Origin of the sequence: Actinacidiphila bryophytorum, assembly GCF_016916835.1 — a bacterium.
GTDB lineage: Bacteria > Actinomycetota > Actinomycetes > Streptomycetales > Streptomycetaceae > Actinacidiphila > Actinacidiphila bryophytorum.
Genome location: NZ_JAFFIX010000001.1, coordinates 421,529 through 438,797 on the forward strand (window position 1 = coordinate 421,529; position 17,269 = coordinate 438,797).

18 protein-coding genes are annotated in these 17,269 nt (G+C 72.2%); 10 read left to right on the top strand and 8 right to left on the bottom strand.

Features of this window, described 5'->3' with window-relative positions:
* Window positions 1-108: 108 nt before the first annotated feature.
* The 3 genes from JT723_RS01735 to JT723_RS01745 form a co-directional block, all read right to left on the bottom strand.
* Window positions 109-642: a flavin reductase family protein gene (locus tag JT723_RS01735; protein WP_205042508.1), complete on the bottom strand. Its 534-nt coding sequence runs from the start codon at window positions 640-642 to the stop codon at window positions 109-111.
* On the bottom strand, window positions 639-2,729 hold the full coding sequence (locus tag JT723_RS01740) for a tetratricopeptide repeat protein (RefSeq protein ID WP_205042509.1): 2,091 nt from the start codon (window positions 2,727-2,729) through the stop codon (window positions 639-641). Before JT723_RS01740 ends, JT723_RS01735 begins: the two co-directional genes overlap by 4 nt.
* 118 nt (window positions 2,730-2,847) lie before the next feature.
* Complete coding sequence (locus JT723_RS01745) at window positions 2,848-4,077, bottom strand: hypothetical protein (RefSeq protein WP_205042510.1); 1,230 nt, start codon at window positions 4,075-4,077, stop codon at window positions 2,848-2,850.
* 600 nt (window positions 4,078-4,677) lie between these two features.
* Between JT723_RS01745 and JT723_RS01750 the strand changes: the two genes are divergently transcribed.
* From JT723_RS01750 to JT723_RS01760, 3 genes are all read left to right on the top strand, one after another.
* Window positions 4,678-5,013 carry a transposase gene (locus JT723_RS01750; RefSeq protein ID WP_205042511.1) on the top strand — a complete coding sequence of 112 codons (336 nt, stop codon included), beginning with the start codon at window positions 4,678-4,680 and terminating at the stop codon, window positions 5,011-5,013.
* Between the two features lie 213 nt (window positions 5,014-5,226).
* The gene (locus tag JT723_RS01755; protein ID WP_205042512.1) at window positions 5,227-5,583 is read left to right on the top strand and encodes a histidine triad nucleotide-binding protein; all 357 of its coding nucleotides are present in this window, start codon (window positions 5,227-5,229) and stop codon (window positions 5,581-5,583) included.
* 22 nt (window positions 5,584-5,605) lie between these two features.
* Window positions 5,606-6,511 carry a ribonuclease Z gene (locus JT723_RS01760; RefSeq protein WP_205042513.1) on the top strand — a complete coding sequence of 302 codons (906 nt, stop codon included), beginning with the start codon at window positions 5,606-5,608 and terminating at the stop codon, window positions 6,509-6,511.
* Window positions 6,512-6,576: 65 nt separating this feature from the next.
* Here the strand turns inward: JT723_RS01760 and JT723_RS01765 are convergent, their stop codons facing one another.
* Both JT723_RS01765 and JT723_RS01770 read right to left on the bottom strand, forming a co-directional pair.
* On the bottom strand, window positions 6,577-7,368 hold the full coding sequence (locus JT723_RS01765; protein WP_205042514.1) for an HAD family acid phosphatase: 792 nt from the start codon (window positions 7,366-7,368) through the stop codon (window positions 6,577-6,579).
* A 189-nt stretch (window positions 7,369-7,557) separates the two neighbouring features.
* Window positions 7,558-8,859 carry a family 4 glycosyl hydrolase gene (locus tag JT723_RS01770; protein WP_205042515.1) on the bottom strand — a complete coding sequence of 434 codons (1,302 nt, stop codon included), beginning with the start codon at window positions 8,857-8,859 and terminating at the stop codon, window positions 7,558-7,560.
* Between the two features lie 115 nt (window positions 8,860-8,974).
* Between JT723_RS01770 and JT723_RS01775 the strand changes: the two genes are divergently transcribed.
* The 5 genes from JT723_RS01775 to JT723_RS01795 all read left to right on the top strand — a co-directional run bounded on the left by JT723_RS01775 (window position 8,975) and on the right by JT723_RS01795 (window position 13,665).
* Window positions 8,975-10,093, top strand: a complete 1,119-nt coding sequence (locus tag JT723_RS01775; RefSeq protein WP_205042516.1) for a carbohydrate kinase family protein — start codon at window positions 8,975-8,977, stop codon at window positions 10,091-10,093.
* Between the two features lie 193 nt (window positions 10,094-10,286).
* Window positions 10,287-11,372: a PhoH family protein gene (locus tag JT723_RS01780; RefSeq protein ID WP_205042517.1), complete on the top strand. Its 1,086-nt coding sequence runs from the start codon at window positions 10,287-10,289 to the stop codon at window positions 11,370-11,372.
* Between the two features lie 14 nt (window positions 11,373-11,386).
* Entirely contained in the window at window positions 11,387-11,881 is a 495-nt protein-coding gene (gene ybeY / locus JT723_RS01785) for an rRNA maturation RNase YbeY (protein ID WP_205042518.1), read from the top strand.
* A 16-nt stretch (window positions 11,882-11,897) separates the two neighbouring features.
* On the top strand, window positions 11,898-13,208 hold the full coding sequence (locus JT723_RS01790) for a hemolysin family protein (RefSeq protein ID WP_205042519.1): 1,311 nt from the start codon (window positions 11,898-11,900) through the stop codon (window positions 13,206-13,208).
* Between the two features lie 103 nt (window positions 13,209-13,311).
* Window positions 13,312-13,665 (top strand): YybH family protein, encoded by a 354-nt coding sequence (locus JT723_RS01795; RefSeq protein ID WP_205042520.1) that lies wholly within the window; start codon window positions 13,312-13,314, stop codon window positions 13,663-13,665.
* A gap of 13 nt (window positions 13,666-13,678) precedes the next feature.
* Here the strand turns inward: JT723_RS01795 and JT723_RS01800 are convergent, their stop codons facing one another.
* Window positions 13,679-13,873 carry a hypothetical protein gene (locus JT723_RS01800; protein ID WP_205042521.1) on the bottom strand — a complete coding sequence of 65 codons (195 nt, stop codon included), beginning with the start codon at window positions 13,871-13,873 and terminating at the stop codon, window positions 13,679-13,681.
* A 112-nt stretch (window positions 13,874-13,985) separates the two neighbouring features.
* On the opposite strand from JT723_RS01800, the gene JT723_RS01805 reads away from it, so the two are divergent.
* Entirely contained in the window at window positions 13,986-14,351 is a 366-nt protein-coding gene (locus JT723_RS01805) for a cytidine deaminase-like protein (protein WP_205042522.1), read from the top strand.
* 21 nt (window positions 14,352-14,372) lie between these two features.
* Here the strand turns inward: JT723_RS01805 and JT723_RS01810 are convergent, their stop codons facing one another.
* Together JT723_RS01810 and JT723_RS01815 are read right to left on the bottom strand one after the other, a co-directional pair.
* Entirely contained in the window at window positions 14,373-14,711 is a 339-nt protein-coding gene (locus JT723_RS01810; RefSeq protein ID WP_205042523.1) for a P-II family nitrogen regulator, read from the bottom strand.
* Window positions 14,708-16,057, bottom strand: a complete 1,350-nt coding sequence (locus tag JT723_RS01815) for an ammonium transporter (RefSeq protein ID WP_307794020.1) — start codon at window positions 16,055-16,057, stop codon at window positions 14,708-14,710. Before JT723_RS01815 ends, JT723_RS01810 begins: the two co-directional genes overlap by 4 nt.
* Before the next feature lie 154 nt (window positions 16,058-16,211).
* Between JT723_RS01815 and era the strand changes: the two genes are divergently transcribed.
* Window positions 16,212-17,156 carry a GTPase Era gene (gene era / locus JT723_RS01820; RefSeq protein WP_205042524.1) on the top strand — a complete coding sequence of 315 codons (945 nt, stop codon included), beginning with the start codon at window positions 16,212-16,214 and terminating at the stop codon, window positions 17,154-17,156.
* Window positions 17,157-17,269: the final 113 nt, after the last annotated feature.

The window sequence follows — 17,269 nt, forward strand, 5'->3', positions numbered from 1 at the left end:
TCGTCCGAGTAGGCCCACTACGAGGACGACCCTCCGCCTTGCGATCGCACGCACCAGACGCCGCGGGGCCCGCCCTGTGGGCGGACGGCGCTACTTCCAAAACACGGCCTAGCCGGGACCCGCGTGGTAGCCGCCGTCGGCGAAGAGCAGGGCGGGTCCCGGCGACATGGCGTGGTCCGTCACGGCGCCGAGCAGCAGCAGGTGGTCGCCGGCCGGCAGCACCGAGGTCCTGCGGCACAGCAGGACGGCGACCGCCCCGGGCAGCAGCGGCAGGCCGTGCGGGCCGGTGTCCACCGGCAGCCCGGCGAAGCGGTCGCCGGGGCGGGTGAAGCGGGTGCACAGGTCGCGCTGGCCGGCGCCGAGCACGTTCACGGCGAAGTGCTCGGCGCGGGTGAAGGCGGTCCGGCTGCCCGACGTGGCGCTCAGGCACCACAGGACCAGCGGCGGGTCGAGGGACACCGAGGTGAAGGAGTTCACGGTGACGCCGGCCGGGCGCCCGAGGTGCCGGGTGGTGACCACGGCGACGCCGGTGGCGTAGCGGCCGAGCACGTCGCGCAGCGCCCGCTGCCCGGCGGCCGGCCCGCGCAGGGGGTGCCCCGCCGGGCCGGCCGCCCCGTGCACGGCCGGCTCGGCGGTGGTCACGCCCGGCCTGTCTTCACGCGGCAGGTCTTCAGGGCGGCGGCGACGTCCTCGTCGTCGGGCGCGAGATCTGTCGCGATCTCCAGGTCGGCCAGTGCGCTGGTCCACTCCTCGCGGGCCTGGTGCAGGAAGGCCCGGTTGTAGCGCAGTGCCGGGTCGTTCGGTGCCAGGTCCACCGCACGGCACATGTCGTCGAGGGCGGCGTCCGTCCTGCCGTTCTCGAAGCGGACCGCGGCCCGCCCGGACAGGGCGGTCACCAGGGCGGGATCGGCCGCGACGGCACGGTCGTACGCCTCCTCGGCCGCGGTGTGGTCCTCGCGCTCCGCGTGCACCTGGCCCAGGACCACGTACAGGTAGGCGTTGTCCGGGTCGAGTGCGAGACCGGCCTCGGCGTCCCGCACGGCGGCGTCGAGCCGGCCTTCGTCCAGGTGCAGCCCGGCCCGGTTGACGTAGGCGTCGACGAAGTCCGGCTCCAGGTCGATGACGTAGTCGAAGTCGGCCAGCGCGCCGGCCGTGTCGCCCTCCGACAGCAGCAGGTCGCCGCGGTTGTAGCAGATCTCGGGGAAGGGCGGGGAAAGCCGCATGGCGCGGGCGTAGTCGGCGAGTGCCTCGTCGGTGCGGCCGAGGCGGCGCAGGATGTTGCCGCGTTCGAGGTAGTGCTCGGCGTGGTTGGGGTCCTGCTCGATGACCACGGCGTAGTCGGCCAGCGCTTCGTCGAGCCGGCCCAGCCCCGCGTACACGCGCGCCCTGTTGTTCTTGAGCACCGAGCGGTGCAGGCGGTGCTCGTCGGGCTCCAGTTGCCTGTCGAGGTCGTCCACGCACTCGGTCACGAGCCTGAGCGCTTCCATGGGGTCGCCGAGATTGACCTCGACCAGGGCGCGGCCGTTTTTGTAAAACGCGCTCTGGAAGGCCCGTTCGACCCGGTCGGGCAGCAGCGACGCGGTGGCGACCGCACCGTTCAGCAGGGCTTTCGCCTTCTTCTCGTCGCGGTCGGCGGGATCGTTATGCCGGGTGTAGAGCATTGCCGTCGAATAAGAGCACGCCATATGTACGGCGGGGTCGGTGGACAGAAGTCTTGCCCGGTCGTAGATTTCCTCGGCTTCGCGGGTCCGCGACAATATCGACAGGGCCAGTCCTTGTTTAACCGCGAACTTCCACCAGAGGGTGTCGTCGCCGGTGCCGTCGAGCAGCGCGAAAGCCCGGGTGCCGTAGTCCACGACCGCGTCGTAGAAGCCGTTCACCAGGCAGTGGTCGGCGGCGGCGAGAAGTACCGGCAAGGCCGCGCCGACCGGGTCGCCGCCGCGCTCCAGGTGGTAGGGGACGGCGCCGAGGCCGTACGAGAAGTCGCCCACGGTCTGGACCTCGGCGGCCCTGCGGTCGTGCAGCGCGGCCCTTTCCGCCGGGCCGAGCGCGTCGTAGGCGGCCCGCGCGTCCGCGTCCTCGGCCAGGCACTCGCCGGCCACGTACGACCAGGCGTCGCCGCCGTAGTGTGCGGGCTGCGCCGCGGGCAGGGCGGTCTCCTCGGCGCGGGCCGCGAGCACCGAGCGCAGCCGCTCGTCCAGCGGGCCGCCGTCGCCCGAGCACACCACGACGGTGAGCCGCGCCGGGTCCACCCGCCGTACCAGGGCCGCGACGAATTCCACGTCGGTGGCCTCGGCGTGCTCGGCATTGTCCACGACCAGGGTGCGCGGCCCGTCCGGGGGCAGTGCGTCTCGGACGAACTCGGCCAGCCCGTTGGCTATCCGCTTGGTGCGCAGCCGCGCGTAATAGCGGGTGCGTTCTGCGGGGAGCGCCATCGACGTCAGCGTCTCGCGGGAGTTGGGCACCTGGTCGCCCAGTTCGGGTGCCACCGACAGCACTTCGATGTCGTAGCGCCGCACCGGGGCCGCGTCGCGCCGCAGCACCTCGGGCACCAGCGCCCGCACCACCGTGTTGGCCGCGGTGTACGGGCCGCGCAGCCGGCGGTGCGCGTCGACGGGCAGGCCGGACGGCAGGAGCGCGGGCGGAGCGGCGAGTGAGCGTACGGCGTCGGCGCGGCTGCGCCGTGAGCCTCCGTGCACCCAGTGGTGGCGGAACTCTGCCTGGTCCATGCGGCGGTCTCCTTCCACGGGCCGGCGCGCGCGGGCGGCGCGGCCGGTGCCGTCGGTCGTGGGTTGCGTGGTGCGGGGGCGCGCGGCCGCCGTGCGGCGCCGACCGGAGAGCAGGCGGTCAGGCGGCCTGTGCCGGCGGGGCGGCGGGGGCGGCCGTCCTGGTCCTGCGCCGCCAGCTGCGGGCGGCCAGGTAGCCGGCCAGGAACAGCTCGCCGAAGTTGAGGACCAGGAAGACGAGCACGTCGGCGACGTTGGCCGGCGACAGGTTCGTGTCGAGCTTGTGCACGGCCATCCGGGTCACCTTGACGCCGGTCGGGATGACGGCGGTCAGCAGTGTCGTGGTCAGGAAGACGTAGCCGGCCAGCATCAGCCACGAGTACCAGCGGGCGACGTCGCGGTCCCTGTCGGTCCAGGCGGACTCGTCGACCGCCCGCTCGGGCCTGCGCAGCAGCCGCACCGCCCGGTTGCGCAACTGCTGGCGGGCCACGGTCTGCAGGTCGTTGCAGCCCAGCACGGTGATCGCCAGGTAGTACAGGTCGGTGCGCAGGAAGAAGTAGAACTGCCAGGCCAGCCGCAGCACCACGGCGAAGGCCATGGACAGCAGCAGCCGGTAGACCACCCCTGCGGCGCCGTCGCTGCCGCGCAGCCCCGCCGCGCCCAGGGTCAGGCCGCACACCACCAGGACGTCGAGCAGCATGCCGGCCAGCATCGGCAGGTAGCGCTTGCGGCGGGGCACGGCCACCAGCCCGTCCAGCGCGGTCACGAAGACGACGTAGTAGAAGCGCCGGCCGATCGAGAGGGTGGAGCGCAGGCCGAGCCGGCGGCCCGCGAGGGCGTGGAAGGCCTCGTGCGCGAGGATCCAGGGCACCTGCCCGAGCACGATGCCCAAGGTCAGGACCACCAGCGAGGAGTGGGTGAAGAACAGGTGCGGGTAGCGCGGCAGCAGGTCGGGGGTGCGGATCACCGCGGCGACCGCGGCGGCGACCAGCAGGCCGTAGCAGGCCCAGGCCGGCGGGGAGAACAGTGCGCGCCCCAGGCGCTGCCAGCGCACCGGGCCGGTCGCCTGCGGGGCCTCCTCGCCGTCCTTGACCAGTAACTCCAGCTCTTCGAGCACTTCGAGGAATTCGGCGACGTCGACCTGCTCGCCGTACTGCTCGGTGTACCAGCGGGCGGCGGCGTTGGGTGACTCGCCGGCCTCAAGGCGGCGCAGCAGCGCGGCGCCGTCGACCGGGAAGAGCCCGTAGGAGTCGATGTCCGCGCGCCCCACGGTGACCTCGTCGCCCTCCTCCAGATAGGTCAGCGGATGGAGCCGCACCGGCTGGTCGAGGTCCGGGGAAACCGTTGCCATGTCTGCCTCCCTGCGGTGGGGTCGGGACGGTGGGCGGCCCGGACCGCCGGCCCTGGGGCAGGCGGTCCGGGCCGGCGGCTCAGCTGGCGCCGCAGCAGTAGGCCGAGGCGGCAGCCGAGGTCAGACGGACGGTGCCGGCCTTGCGGACGGTGATCTTCTTCATGGCGGACTCCTTCTCTCAGGGCGGTGCACTTCGCCGTCCGATAATTCGGAGGCGACCCGATTTCTCGGGCGACTCGGAAAGAAAAGGGAATGCGTCGGCCACTCGATGGTGCACTCACCAGTCCTTATCGGGAAACAGCGCCTTCGAACCGTCCCCGGCTCCGCCAGATTTGCATGGAACACAGAAGCGTGTCAACGGGGCACTTGGAAGGCGGCGGCGGACATCGGTTCATGATCAAAAGGTATTGGGGAAAGCCGTATTGAGCGTTCCGTGATGGGCGGGGACCGATGGACGGCGGCGCGATCCCGGTGCCATAGTCGGCGTTGGGTCCCGGAATGGACGGGGAACTTCGACGGGGAAGGCGTCTCACGTGGCTGTGTTCAATGGGAACTGTGTTTTAACGGTGTCGCATGGGATTTGATCTGGCTCAGAGATTGGTGACGGACGACTTATGGCTACTGGTGGAACCGCTCCTGCCCGCCCTCGGCTTCCGGCGCCAGGGCGGGGGCACCGCCCCGGTGGACGAGCGCAAGGTGTTCACCGCCGTTGTCTACGTTCTGATGTCGGAGTGTCCGTGGCGGCAGCTGCCGCCACGCTTCGATGTCTCGCCCGCCACCGCACACCGCCGCTTCACCGCCTGGACCAGGGCGGATCTGTGGCGGTCGCTGCAGGCCCGCGCAGAGGAGCAGCTGTCCTCCTTCCGGGAGAGGCGCTGGGTCGCCGCGATAGCGGACGCGGCCCGCGCACGGGCCATGTCCAGGGCTGCCACGTGAGACGTCCTGACACGGGCTGAATGCCCGGTATGCGGCCAGGCCGCCGCCTGGCGGCGCCGGCCCTCGCGCGAAGGTGAGGGGGCGGCCCGCACCGGAACCGCCGATCACCCGGTGTGACCAGCCGGACGCGCGGATCGGCGGATCTCGGGCGGGCCGCGGGCCGGTAGCATGCGAAGCCCGAAGCCCTTACGCCCCCGAGAAGGGAGCCCCGCGATGGCGGGAGAGCCCCAGGCCGACTGCCTGTTCTGCAAGATCGTCGCGGGGGAGATCCCCGCGACGATCGTCCGCGAGACGCCGACCACGCTCGCCTTCCGCGACATCAACCCGCAGGCGCCGACGCATGTCCTGGTCATCCCGCGGGTGCACTACCCGGACGCGGCGACCCTGGCGGCGGGCGACCCCGGCGCGGTCGTGGACGTGCTGCGGGAGGCCGGGGAGGTCGCGGCGCAGGAGAAGGTCGACGGCACCGGCTACCGGATCGTCTTCAACACGGGCCCGGGCGCCGGCCAGACCGTCTTCCACGCCCATGCGCACGTGCTGGGCGGCCGCGACCTCCAGCGGCTGGTCTGAGCGGGACCCGCGCCGCCCCCCGATGCCCGCACGCGAACTCGTCGTCCTCGGCACCGCGAGCCAGGTCCCGACCCGGCAGCGCAACCAGAACGGCTACGTCCTGCGCTGGGACGGCGAGGGCATCCTCTTCGACCCCGGCGAGGGCAGCCAGCGCCAGATGCTGCACGCCGGGGTCTCGGCGCACGACCTGACCCGGATCTGCGTCACGCACTTCCACGGCGACCACTCGCTGGGCCTTGCCGGGGTGATCCAGCGCATCAACCTCGACCGGGTGCCGCACCCGGTCACCGCCCACTACCCGGCAAGCGGGCAGCAGTACTTCGACCGGCTGCGGCACGCCACCTCCTACCGCGAGACGGTGGCCCTGCGCGAGCAGCCGGTCGCCGGCGACGGGGTGCTGGCGGTGACCCCCGGCTTCACGCTCGAAGCGCGCCGGCTGTCTCACCCGGTCGAGTCCTACGGCTACCGGCTCACCGAACCCGACGGGCGCCGGATGCTGCCGGACCGGCTGGCCGAGCACGGCATCGCGGGCCCCGACATCAGCCGCCTGCAGCGCGAGGGCGTCCTGAACGGCGTCACCCTTGCCGAGGTCAGCGAGCCGCGCCCGGGACAGCGCTTCGCCTTCGTCATGGACACCCGGCTCTGCGAGGCGGTGCCGCGGCTCGCCGACGGCTGCGACATGCTGGTGATCGAGTCGACCTTCCAGGACCAGGACGCGGCCATTGCCGAGGAGTACGGCCATCTGACGGCGGGCCAGGCCGCGGCGGTGGCCCGCGAGGCGGGGGTGCGCCACCTGGTGCTGACGCACTTCTCGCAGCGCTACCCCGAGCCCGCGGGCTTCGAGGCGCAGGCCAGGGCCGCCGGCTTCACCGGCGGCCTGACCGTCGCCGCGGACCTGACGCGGGTGCCCGTGCCCCGCCGCCGCTGAACCGGGACCGCGCCAGTCGCCGGCCGCGGGCCGCGGGCCGCGGGTCACGGGTTACCGGTTACCGGTTACGGCAGGAAGTACATCGGGTTGGGCAGCTTGAAGGACTTGTCCGCGTAGCCGCCGGACAGGTCGCTGTACTGGTCACCGAAGTTGCCGATGATGTCGTAGCCGAGCGACTCGATGTGCGCCCGGGTGCCGGACTTGTACTGGATGGTCGTGCAGGTCGAGCCGCAGCTCAGGTACGCCGGCGGGTTCACCTTGTCCTTCAGGTACAGGTGGTCGGTGTCCGGTGCGGACTTGTAGCCGACCGCGGTCAGGTTGCGTACGGTGTCGGCGCGCTGCGACTCGGGGCGGCCGGTGATCCAGAAGACCGTGACGCCCTGGTCCGCGGCCCAGTTGGCAAGGGTGTCCATGCCGAAGACCGCGGGCATGTTCTTGCTGTCCAGGTAGGCCTGGTTGCTGGCGGGGCTGTAGTTGAAGCCGACCTCCAGCTCGTAGTTGTACGTGATCACGCTGGTGTCGTCGACGTCCAGCACGATGGCCGGCTTTCCGTGGCCGCCGTGGCCGCCCTTGTGCAGCGCGTGCGCCAGGTCCGACGTGGCCTTGGCCTCTATGCCGGCCAGCTGGCGGGCGTAGCTGCTGTCGGCCGACGCGAAGTGCTCGCCCGAGGCGTCGACGGTGTCGCCGTAGTAGGCCTTGATCTCGTTGACGACGTCGGTGAGGTTGGGGATCTCCTTGTCGCTGCGCGGCACCGAGTTGTCCGCGGTGGCGGCGCCGACGCCGTAGAAGGTGGCGCCCAGGGTGACCGCGGCGGCGGTCAGTGCCAGCGAACGGCGGGACAGACGGGCACGGGACATGCTGGTGCTCCTTCAACGCTGGATGGTGCGGCGAAAGTTAGACCCCCTGATCCGGGCAGGTCAAGGATGGTCTACGCGCGTATCGTCACATCGCAGGTCAGCGGCTGTTTCCCTGATGTTTCATCAGGGGTCGACGCGAAGCCGTCCGGTGGACATCTGTGGCAGGAGCGGCGGAAGGGGCGCCCGCGGTCACCAGCCGGCCGAGTCGAGGATGCGCGAGGCCGCCGCGGGCGAGTCCACCAGCGGGTGCAGCGCCAGCGCCCGCAGCGCGGCCGGCCGCGAACCCGTCGCCGCCGCCTCGATCGCCGCCCGCTCCACCGACTTGACCGCCAGCATCAGCCCCGCCTGGTGCTCGTCGGGCGCCGCGACCGGCAGCGGGTGCGCACCGGTGGCGTTCACCCGGCAGGGCACCTCCGCCACCGCTTCCGCGTCCAGGAAGGGCAGGGCGCCGCCGGCCCGCACGTTGAGGATCAGTACCGCCGGCTCGTCCCGTGCGATCGCCCGCATCAGGGCAAGCGCCACCCGGTCGTAGCCGCCGCCGTCCAGGTCGTGCGGGTCGCGCTGCCAGCCGCCGCTCGCCGCACGGCTGTCGGCGCCGTAGGTCTCCTCGCGCTCCCGCCGCGCCCCCTGCCACAGCTCGTACGCCCGGGCCGGGTCGCGGTCCGCCGCCGCGAAGAAGGCGCCCTGCTGGCGGTCGAGGAACTCCCCGCGGGTGGACCGCGCGCCCTGCACCGCGGCCAGCGTCTCGCGGCGGAAGTAGTAGTAGTGCAGATACTCGTTGGGCAGCGAGCCCAGCGCCGCCAGCCATTCCGCGCCGAACAGCCGGCCCTCCTCGAAGGTGCCCAGCGCCGCCGGGTCGGCGAGCAGGCCCGGCAGCAGGTCGCGCCCTGCGGAGGTGAGGCGGCGCAGCCAGCCCAGGTGGTTCAGGCCCACGTAGTCGTAGCCGAAGTCCTGCGCGTCCGGGTCGGCGCCCGCCGCCCGCGCCGCCCGCCGCACCAGGCCCACCGGCGAGTCGCAGATGCCGATCACCCGCGCGCCCAGCACCCGGGACATCGCCTCGGTGACCATGCCCGCCGGGTTGGTGAAGTTGATGACCCAGGCGTCCGGCGCCAGCGCCCGTACCCGCTCGGCGATCCGTACCGCGACCGGCAGCGTGCGCAGCCCGTACAGCACACCGCCCGCGCCGACCGTCTCCTGCCCGAGCACCCCCTCGGCCAGCGGCAGCCGCTCGTCGCGCACCCGGCCCGCGGTGCCGCCGACCCGGATCGCCGAGAAGACGAAGTCCGCGCCGCGCACCGCGTCGTCCAGCCCGCCGGCGACGCGCACGGCAGGCCCCGCCGCTCCCGACCCGGCCAGGACCGCGGCCACCACCCGCAGCCGCAGCGGGTCCTCGTCGTAAAGGACCACCTCGGTGATCAGCGGGTCGCCGGCCAGCGCCCGGTGCACCAGCGGCACCCGGAAGCCGCCGCCGCCGAGAATCGTGAGCTTCACCCGTACTCCGTCCGCGCGTGCCGTACGCCCGCCGGGCGGATCCCGCGCGGCGCCGCGCTCCCGCCCGGCCCCGGCGTCCTCGTCACTGTCAGTGCCGTCGTGCACAGTGTGTCCCATGGAAGAGCAGCCCGTTCTCGACCCGCTCGGCGCCGTGCGCGCCGCGGCGGACCCGGCGACCGATGTCTACCTCACCGGCACCGTCTTCCTCGACATCATCTTCACCGGCCTGGACAGCGCGCCCGTGCGCGGCACCGAGTCGTGGGCGCGCGGCATGGGGTCGAGCCCCGGCGGGGTGGCCAACATGGCCACCGCCCTCGCGCGCCTGGGCCTGCGCACCACGCTGGCCGCGGCCTTCGGCGACGACATGTACGGCGACTACTGCTGGGACAGCCTCGCGGCGGGCGAGGGCATCGACCTCGGGCCGTCCCGCCGCATCCCCGGCTGGCACTCCCCGGTCACCGTCTCGATGGCCTACGAGGGCGAGCGCACCATGGTCAGCCACGGCCACCGGGCGCCGCCGCCCGAGGAGGCCGTGCCGGCCTGCCCGCCGCCCGCCAGGGCCGCCGTGGCCTCGCTCGGCCAGCGCGAGCGGGCCTCGGACGAGGAGCCGGCGCCCGACCCCGACCGGGAGTGGATCGGGCAGGCGGCCGCCTCGGGCACCCAGGTCTTCGCCGACGTCGGCTGGGACGACACCGGCCGCTGGGACCCCGCCGACCTGGAAGGGCTGCGCCATTGCGCCGCCTTCCTGCCCAACGGCGAGGAGGCCATGCGCTACACCCGCACCGACACCCCGGCCGCCGCGGCCCGCGCACTCGCCGAGCAGGTGCCGCTGGCGGTGGTCACCCTCGGCGCCGAGGGCGCCGTCGCGGTGGACGCGGGCAGCGGGCAGACCGCGGAGGTGCCCGCGCTGATCGTGGACGCCCTGGACCCGACCGGGGCGGGGGACGTCTTCGTGGCGGGCTTCGTCACCGGCACCCTGGCCGGCTGGCCGCTCGCCGACCGGCTGGCCTTCGGCTCGCTGTGCGCCGCCCTGTCGGTCCAGGAGTTCGGCGGCTCGCTGTCCGCGCCCGGCTGGACCGAGGTCGCCGCGTGGTGGACGCAGGCCAAGGCCGCCCCGGGCACCCCGCCCGAGGCTCTGCGGCGGTACGCCTTCCTCGACGCCCTGATCCCGCCCGCCCCGCGCCGCTGGCCGCTGCCGCGTGCGGTGCCCACCATCGGCTTCCGCCGCGCGTGAGGGGCGAGGTACGTGGCATGAGCCGCCAGGGACGTGGCACGACGTACCAGGGGGCACGTGACCCGCGGGCGCCCGGTGACAACCGCAAATCCCCTCGGCCGCCGACGGCCCACGTCGTAGGCTTGGTATCCCAGGGCCCGATCGGGCTCCTCGATCAGCAGAAAGCGGGATGAGCAGGCCCTAGCGCCGGCCCATGACTCAGACACCGACAAAGCAGCAGCCGCAGCCGCCGCAGGCGCGCGCCCACTTCGTCGTACCGGCCAAGCACCCCATGGTGACCGTCCTGGGATCTGGCGACGCTCTCCTCCGCGTGATCGAGCAGGCCTTCCCGGCCGTCGACATCCACGTTCGGGGCAACGAGATCAGCGCGGTCGGCGAGGCCGACGAGGTGGCCCTCGTCCAGCGGCTCTTCGACGAGATGATGCTGGTGCTCCGCACCGGCCAGCCCATGTCCGAGGACGCCGTCGAGCGCTCCATCGCCATGCTGCGGGCCAACGGCAGCGCCGCCGACCAGGACGCCGAGACACCCGCCCAGGTGCTCACCCAGAACATCCTGTCCAGCCGCGGCCGCACCATCCGGCCCAAGACCCTCAACCAGAAGCGGTACGTCGACGCGATCGACCGCCACACGATCGTGTTCGGCATCGGCCCCGCCGGTACGGGCAAGACGTACCTGGCGATGGCCAAGGCGGTCCAGGCCCTGCAGTCCAAGCAGGTCAACCGGATCATCCTGACCCGCCCCGCGGTCGAGGCCGGCGAGCGCCTGGGCTTCCTGCCCGGCACCCTCTACGAGAAGATCGACCCGTATCTGCGCCCGCTCTACGACGCGCTGCACGACATGCTCGACCCCGACTCGATCCCCCGCCTGATGGCGGCCGGGACCATCGAGGTCGCCCCGCTGGCGTACATGCGCGGCAGGACGCTGAATGACGCCTTCATCATCCTGGACGAGGCGCAGAACACCAGCGCCGAGCAGATGAAGATGTTCCTGACCAGGCTCGGCTTCGACTCCAAGATCGTCATCACCGGTGACGTCACCCAGGTGGACCTGCCGAACGGCACCAAGAGCGGGCTGCGTCAGGTGCAGGACATCCTCGCCGACGTCGAGGACGTCCACTTCTCCCGGCTCACCAGCACCGACGTGGTGCGCCATAAGCTGGTCGGACGCATCGTGGACGCCTACGAGCGGTACGACAACGCGGTCGCCGCGGAAGACGGCGGCGGTGCAGCCGACGGCCGCGGCGCCGGCAGCAACGGCGCACGGTCCAAGAGAAAGTAACCGACCACATCATCATGGCGATCGACGTCAACAACGAGTCCGGCTGGGAGATCGACGAGCAGGCGGTCCTCGACGCCGCCCGCTACGCCCTCCACCGCATGCGCATCCACCCGCTGTCCGAGCTGTCGGTGATCGTGGTGGACGCCGACGCGATGGAGCAGCTGCACGTGCAGTGGATGGACCTGCCGGGCCCCACCGATGTCATGTCCTTCCCGATGGACGAGCTGCGGCCCGGCAAGGAGGACGAGGAGCCCGCGCAGGGGCTGCTCGGCGACATCGTGCTGTGCCCGGAGGTCGCCAAGAAGCAGGGCGAGGAGGCGCCGACCGGGCACTCCATGGACGAGGAGCTGCAGCTGCTCACCGTGCACGGCGTCCTCCACCTGCTCGGCTACGACCACGAGGAGCCGGACGAGAAGGCCGAGATGTTCGGCCTGCAGAAGGCCATCCTGGACGGGTGGCGGGCCGAGCGCGGCATCGAGGGGCCGTCGCCGGCGCCCACCACCCACTGACGGCGGCGCGCACCCCGTGATCGTCTCCGCAGTCCTGCTCGTCATCGTCGCCTGGCTGGCCGCGTGCGCCGAGACGGCCATCGCCAGGGTCTCCCGCTTCCGCGCCGAGGACGCGCTGCGCTCGGGCCGCAAGGGCGCCGCCAACCTGCTGGCGGTGGCGTCCGACCCGACCCGCTACCTCAACGTCGCCCTGCTGGTCAGGGTCGGCTGCGAGACCGCAGCCGCGGTGCTGATCACCGTGGTCTGCGACCGCAACTTCGACCGCACCTGGCAGGTGCTCGCCGTCGCGATCGGCGTGATGGTGCTGGTCTCCTACGTGGCCGTGGGCGTCTCGCCGCGCACCATCGGCCGCCAGCACCCGATGAACACCGCGACGGCCGCCTCGTACGTCCTGCTGCCGCTGGCCCGGGTGATGGGTCCGGTACCCGGGCTGCTGATCCTGCTCGGCAATGCGCTGACGCCCGGCAAGGGCTTCAAACGCGGCCCGTTCGCCAGCGAGGCGGAGCTGCGGGCGATGGTGGACCTGGCTGAGTCGGAGTCGCTGATCGAGGACGACGAGCGCCGCATGGTGCACTCGGTCTTCGAGCTGGGCGACACCATCGTGCGCGAGGTGATGGTGCCGCGGCCCGAACTGGTCATGATCGAGCGCTTCAAGACGATCCGCCAGGCCACCACGCTGGCGCTGCGCAGCGGCTTCTCGCGCATCCCGGTGACCGGTGAGAGCGAGGACGACGTCGTCGGCTTCGTCTACCTCAAGGACCTGGCACGGCGCACCCACATCAACCGCGAGGCCGAGAGCGACCCGGTCTCCACGCTGATCCGTCCGGCCGCCTTCGTGCCCGACACCAAGAACGCCGGCGACCTGCTGCGGGAGATGCAGCGCGACCGCAACCACGTCGCGGTCGTCGTGGACGAGTACGGCGGCACGGCCGGCATCGTCACGATCGAGGACATCCTGGAGGAGATCGTCGGCGAGATCACCGACGAGTACGACCGGGAGACCCCGCCGGTGGAGGAGCTGGGCGGCGGGCGCCACCGGGTCACCGCCCGGCTCGACATCGGCGACCTCGGGGAGCTGTACGGGGTGCTGCTGGACGACGACGACGTCGAGACGGTCGGCGGCCTGCTCGCCAAGTCGCTCGGCCGGGTGCCGATCCCGGGCGCGACGGCCGTGGTGCCGCTGCCCGAGGACGGCTCGGGCGAGCGCGCGACGGTGGCGCTGCGGCTGACCGCGGAGACCCAGGCGGGCCGCCGCAACCGGATCGGCACGGTGCTGGTCGAGCCGCTGGACGCGCCGGAGCCCGCACCGGACGAGGACGACGTATGAGCGGGGCTTCTGGTTCCCAGTAGAACCAGTCCTTGGACTTCTGATCGCTGCGGCGCCACGCTGGAGACGGCACGAACCGCACGCGATCCGAGGGAGCCCGACCATGCCCGACACCCGTGAACGCGCCCAGCACCCCGAGGACATCGCCCGCCTCCTGGTGGCCCGGGTCAACGCCCGCGACCTCGACGGCATCCTGGAGCTCTTCGAGCCCGATGCCGTCGTCGCCTACCCCCTCGACCGCCCCTCCCAGGGCACCGCCGCCCTGCGCGAACTCTACGCGGGCCTGCTCGCCACCAACCCGGTCTTCGAGGTCGAGGACCCTCTCCCGACCCTGATCAGCGGCGACCTGGCCCTGACCTCGACGACCCCGAAGGACGGCACGGCCGGCCGCGTCCAGGTCGCCCGCCGCCAGCCCGACGGCACCTGGCTCCGCGTGATCGACCGCCCGGAGGCGTAGGCGGCCCGCGGGCTCAGACGCCGAGGGTGCCGAGCATGCCCAGCAGGTTGGCGCTCGCCGCGTGGATCGAGCCGGCCAGGCTGGTGTCTGCCAGGTAGAAGCCGAAGGCGCCGCAGGCGAGGGCGTGGCTGGACTTGAGGGCGCTCTTGCGTTTCAGGAAGATCGTCACGGCCGCGAGCGCGATGACGAAGGGCATGTGCAGAAGCATGCGTGATCACCTCTAACGGACACTCTGCCTAGCCACGCTAGGCGCCCGTCGCCAAATGCGCATGTTCGGACACGGAGAGCCACGCTCACCGGTACGCCCTATGATCGCGGCTATGAGCGATCAGCAGCCGGCCACCGACCTGCCGGACCCGGAAGACCGCAAACTCGTCACCCTGGCCAGGTCCGCGCGGGCGCGCAACGCCGTGCCCGAGGGCGCCGCCGTGCGCGACGAGACCGGCAGGACATATGTGGCCGGGACGGTCGCCCTGGAGTCGCTGCGGCTCAGCGCGCTGCAGACGGCCGTCGCGATGGCGGTGGCCAGCGGCGCCAGGTCGCTGGAGGCGGCCGTCGTGGTGACCGAGGCGCAGTCCGCGGACGACGCCGACCGCGCCGCGGTGCGCGACCTCGGCGGCCCGTCCGTCCCGGTCGTCGTGGCGGGACCCGACGGGTCGGTGCGCGGCACCGTCACCGCGGGCTGACCCCGGTTCCGCCGGGCGCCGTCAGAGCGCGTCGGGGCCGCGTTCGCCGGTCCTGACGCGTACCGCCGTCTCGACCTGCACCGCCCAGACCTTGCCGTCGCCGATCTTGCCGGTGCGCGCCGCCGCCACCAGCGCGTCGATGACCGCGTCGGCCTCCGCGTCCTCCACCAGGACCTCGATACGGGCCTTGGGGACCAGGTCGACGCGGTATTCGGCGCCGCGGTAGACCTCGGTGTGGCCGCGCTGCCTGCCGTAGCCGCTGGCCTCGGTGACCGTCATGCCCTGCACCCCCATCTCCTGCAGGGCCGTCTTCACGTCGTCCAGCTTGTACGGCTTGATGACGGCGGTGACCAGCTTCATCCCAGTGGGCTCCTGTCGTGGGCGGCCTGCGCTGCGGCGTGCACGGCGGCGCCGTGGGACATGCCGTGCGTGAGTACGCCGTGATCGTAGGCGGTCTCGGCGTGCACGGTGAGGTCCAGGCCGGTCCTTTCGTGCTCCTCGCTCGCCCGGAAGCCCATCACCTTGTCGATCGCCTTGCCGATCCCGTACGTCAGCGCGAAGGCGTACGCCCCCACCGCCGCGACGGCGACCGCCTGCCTGCCCAACTGCGCGAGCCCGCCGCCGTACAGCAGGCCCTCGGGGCCGCCGGTCATCGACTCGGTGGCCAGCAGCCCGATCAGCAGTGTGCCGACGATGCCGCCCATCAGGTGCACGCCCACCACGTCCAGCGAGTCGTCCACGCCCCAGCGGAACTTCCAGCTCACCGCGAACGAGCAGAGCACGCCCGCCGCCAGGCCCACCACGGCTGCCCCGGGCACGTCCACGCTGCCGCACGACGGGGTGATCGCGACCAGGCCGGCGATCGAACCCGATGCGGCACCCAGCGTGGTGGCGTGCCCGTCCCTGCGCTTCTCCACGATCAGCCAGCCCAGCAGCCCCGCACAGCCCGCGACCTGGGTGTTGAGGAAGACCGCGCCCGCGATCCCGTTGGCGCCCAGCGCGGAACCGGCGTTGAAGCCGAACCAGCCGAACCACAGCAGTCCCGCGCCCAGCAGCACCAGCGGCAGGTTGTGCGGCCGCATCGAGTCCTTGCGGAAGCCCAGCCGCGGCCCGAGCACGATCGCCAGCGCCAGCCCCGAGGCGCCCGAGCACACCTCGACCACCGTGCCGCCCGCGTAGTCCAGCGCGTGCAGGTCGGCCAGGATCCAGCCGCCGTCGGCGAACACCCAGTGCGCCACCGGGACGTATACGGCCAGCGTCCACACCACCACGAAGACCACCCACGCCCCGAACCGGGCCCGGTCCGCGACCGCCCCGCTGATCAGGGCCGCGGTGATCACCGCGAAGGTCAGCTGGAAGGTCGCGAAGAGCAGGGTCGGCACATGGCCGTGCATCGAGGTGGGGCCGATGCCGTGCATCCCCAGATGCGTGAGGTTGCCGATCAGGCCGAGCCCGCCGGCGTCATGGCCGAAGGCGAGGGTGTAGCCGGCGACCAGCCACACCATCGTGACCAGCGCGATCGAGACAAAGCTCATCATGAGCATGTTGAGCACGCTCTTGCTGCGGACCATGCCGCCGTAGAAGAGCGCGAGGCCCGGCGTCATGAGCAGCACCAGCGCGGTCGCGGCGAGCAGCCAGGCGGTGTCGGCGGCGTTCACGGCCGTCTGGTCGGCGGACAGCAGCAGCACGAGGGGGTCCCCTTCCACGGGCGGGTAGTGGAAGCGTCACGGGCTCGCGTTACCGTACGTGGGCGGGAGTGTTTCCGCGGTGTTTCGTGTTGCGTGGGCGTTTCGACACCCTCACCCCGCCGCGCGCCGCCGACCGTCCTCGGACACCCGCGCGATCGGGGAGAATGAGCACATGAGCGCTCGTACCCCCTCCGCAGCCGGTCCCGTCCACCGGTCCGGCTTCGCCTGCTTCGTCGGCCGGCCCAACGCCGGCAAGTCCACCCTCACGAACGCTCTGGTCGGCCAGAAGGTGGCGATCACCTCCAACCGGCCGCAGACGACCCGGCACACCGTCCGCGGCATCGTCCACCGCCCGGACGCCCAGCTCGTCCTCGTCGACACCCCGGGCCTGCACAAACCCCGCACCCTGCTCGGCGAACGCCTCAACGACGTGGTGCGCAGCACCTGGGCCGAGGTCGACGTGATCGGCTTCTGCCTGCCCGCCGACCAGAAGCTCGGCCCCGGCGACACCTTCATCGCGCGCGAGCTGGCCGGGATCAGGAAGACCCCGAAGGTCGCGGTCGTCACCAAGACCGACCTGGTCGACTCCAAGGCCCTCGCCCAGCAGCTGCTCGCCGTCGACAAGCTCGGCCGCGACCTCGGCTTCGAATGGGCCGAGATCGTGCCGGTCTCCGCGGTCGCGGGCGAGCAGGTCGGCCTGCTCGCCGACCTGCTCATCCCGCTGCTCCCCGAAGGCCCCGCCCTCTACCCCGAAGGCGACCTCACCGACGAGCCCGAGCAGATCATGGTGGCCGAGCTGATCCGCGAGGCCGCGCTCGAAGGCGTCAGGGACGAGCTGCCGCACTCGATCGCGGTCGTCGTCGAGGAGATGCTGCCGCGGGAGGGCCGGCCCGCCGACCGCCCGCTGCTCGACATCCACGCGAACCTCTACATCGAGCGGCCCTCGCAGAAGGGCATCATCATCGGCCCCAAGGGCGCGCGCCTGAAGGAGGTCGGCGTCAAGTCCCGCCACCAGATCGAGGCGCTCCTCGGCACGCCGGTTTTCCTCGACCTGCACGTCAAAGTTGCCAAGGACTGGCAGCGCGACCCCAAGCAACTCCGCAAGCTCGGCTTCTGAGCCGACCTTGCCCCTTGCGCTGGGCTCTCGACCTCCCGGCCGGTGGTGGTTGGCCTCGCAGTTCCCCGAGCCCTTGGGTGATTGCCACTTGCTGTGGCGTTGCTTTCTTTCGC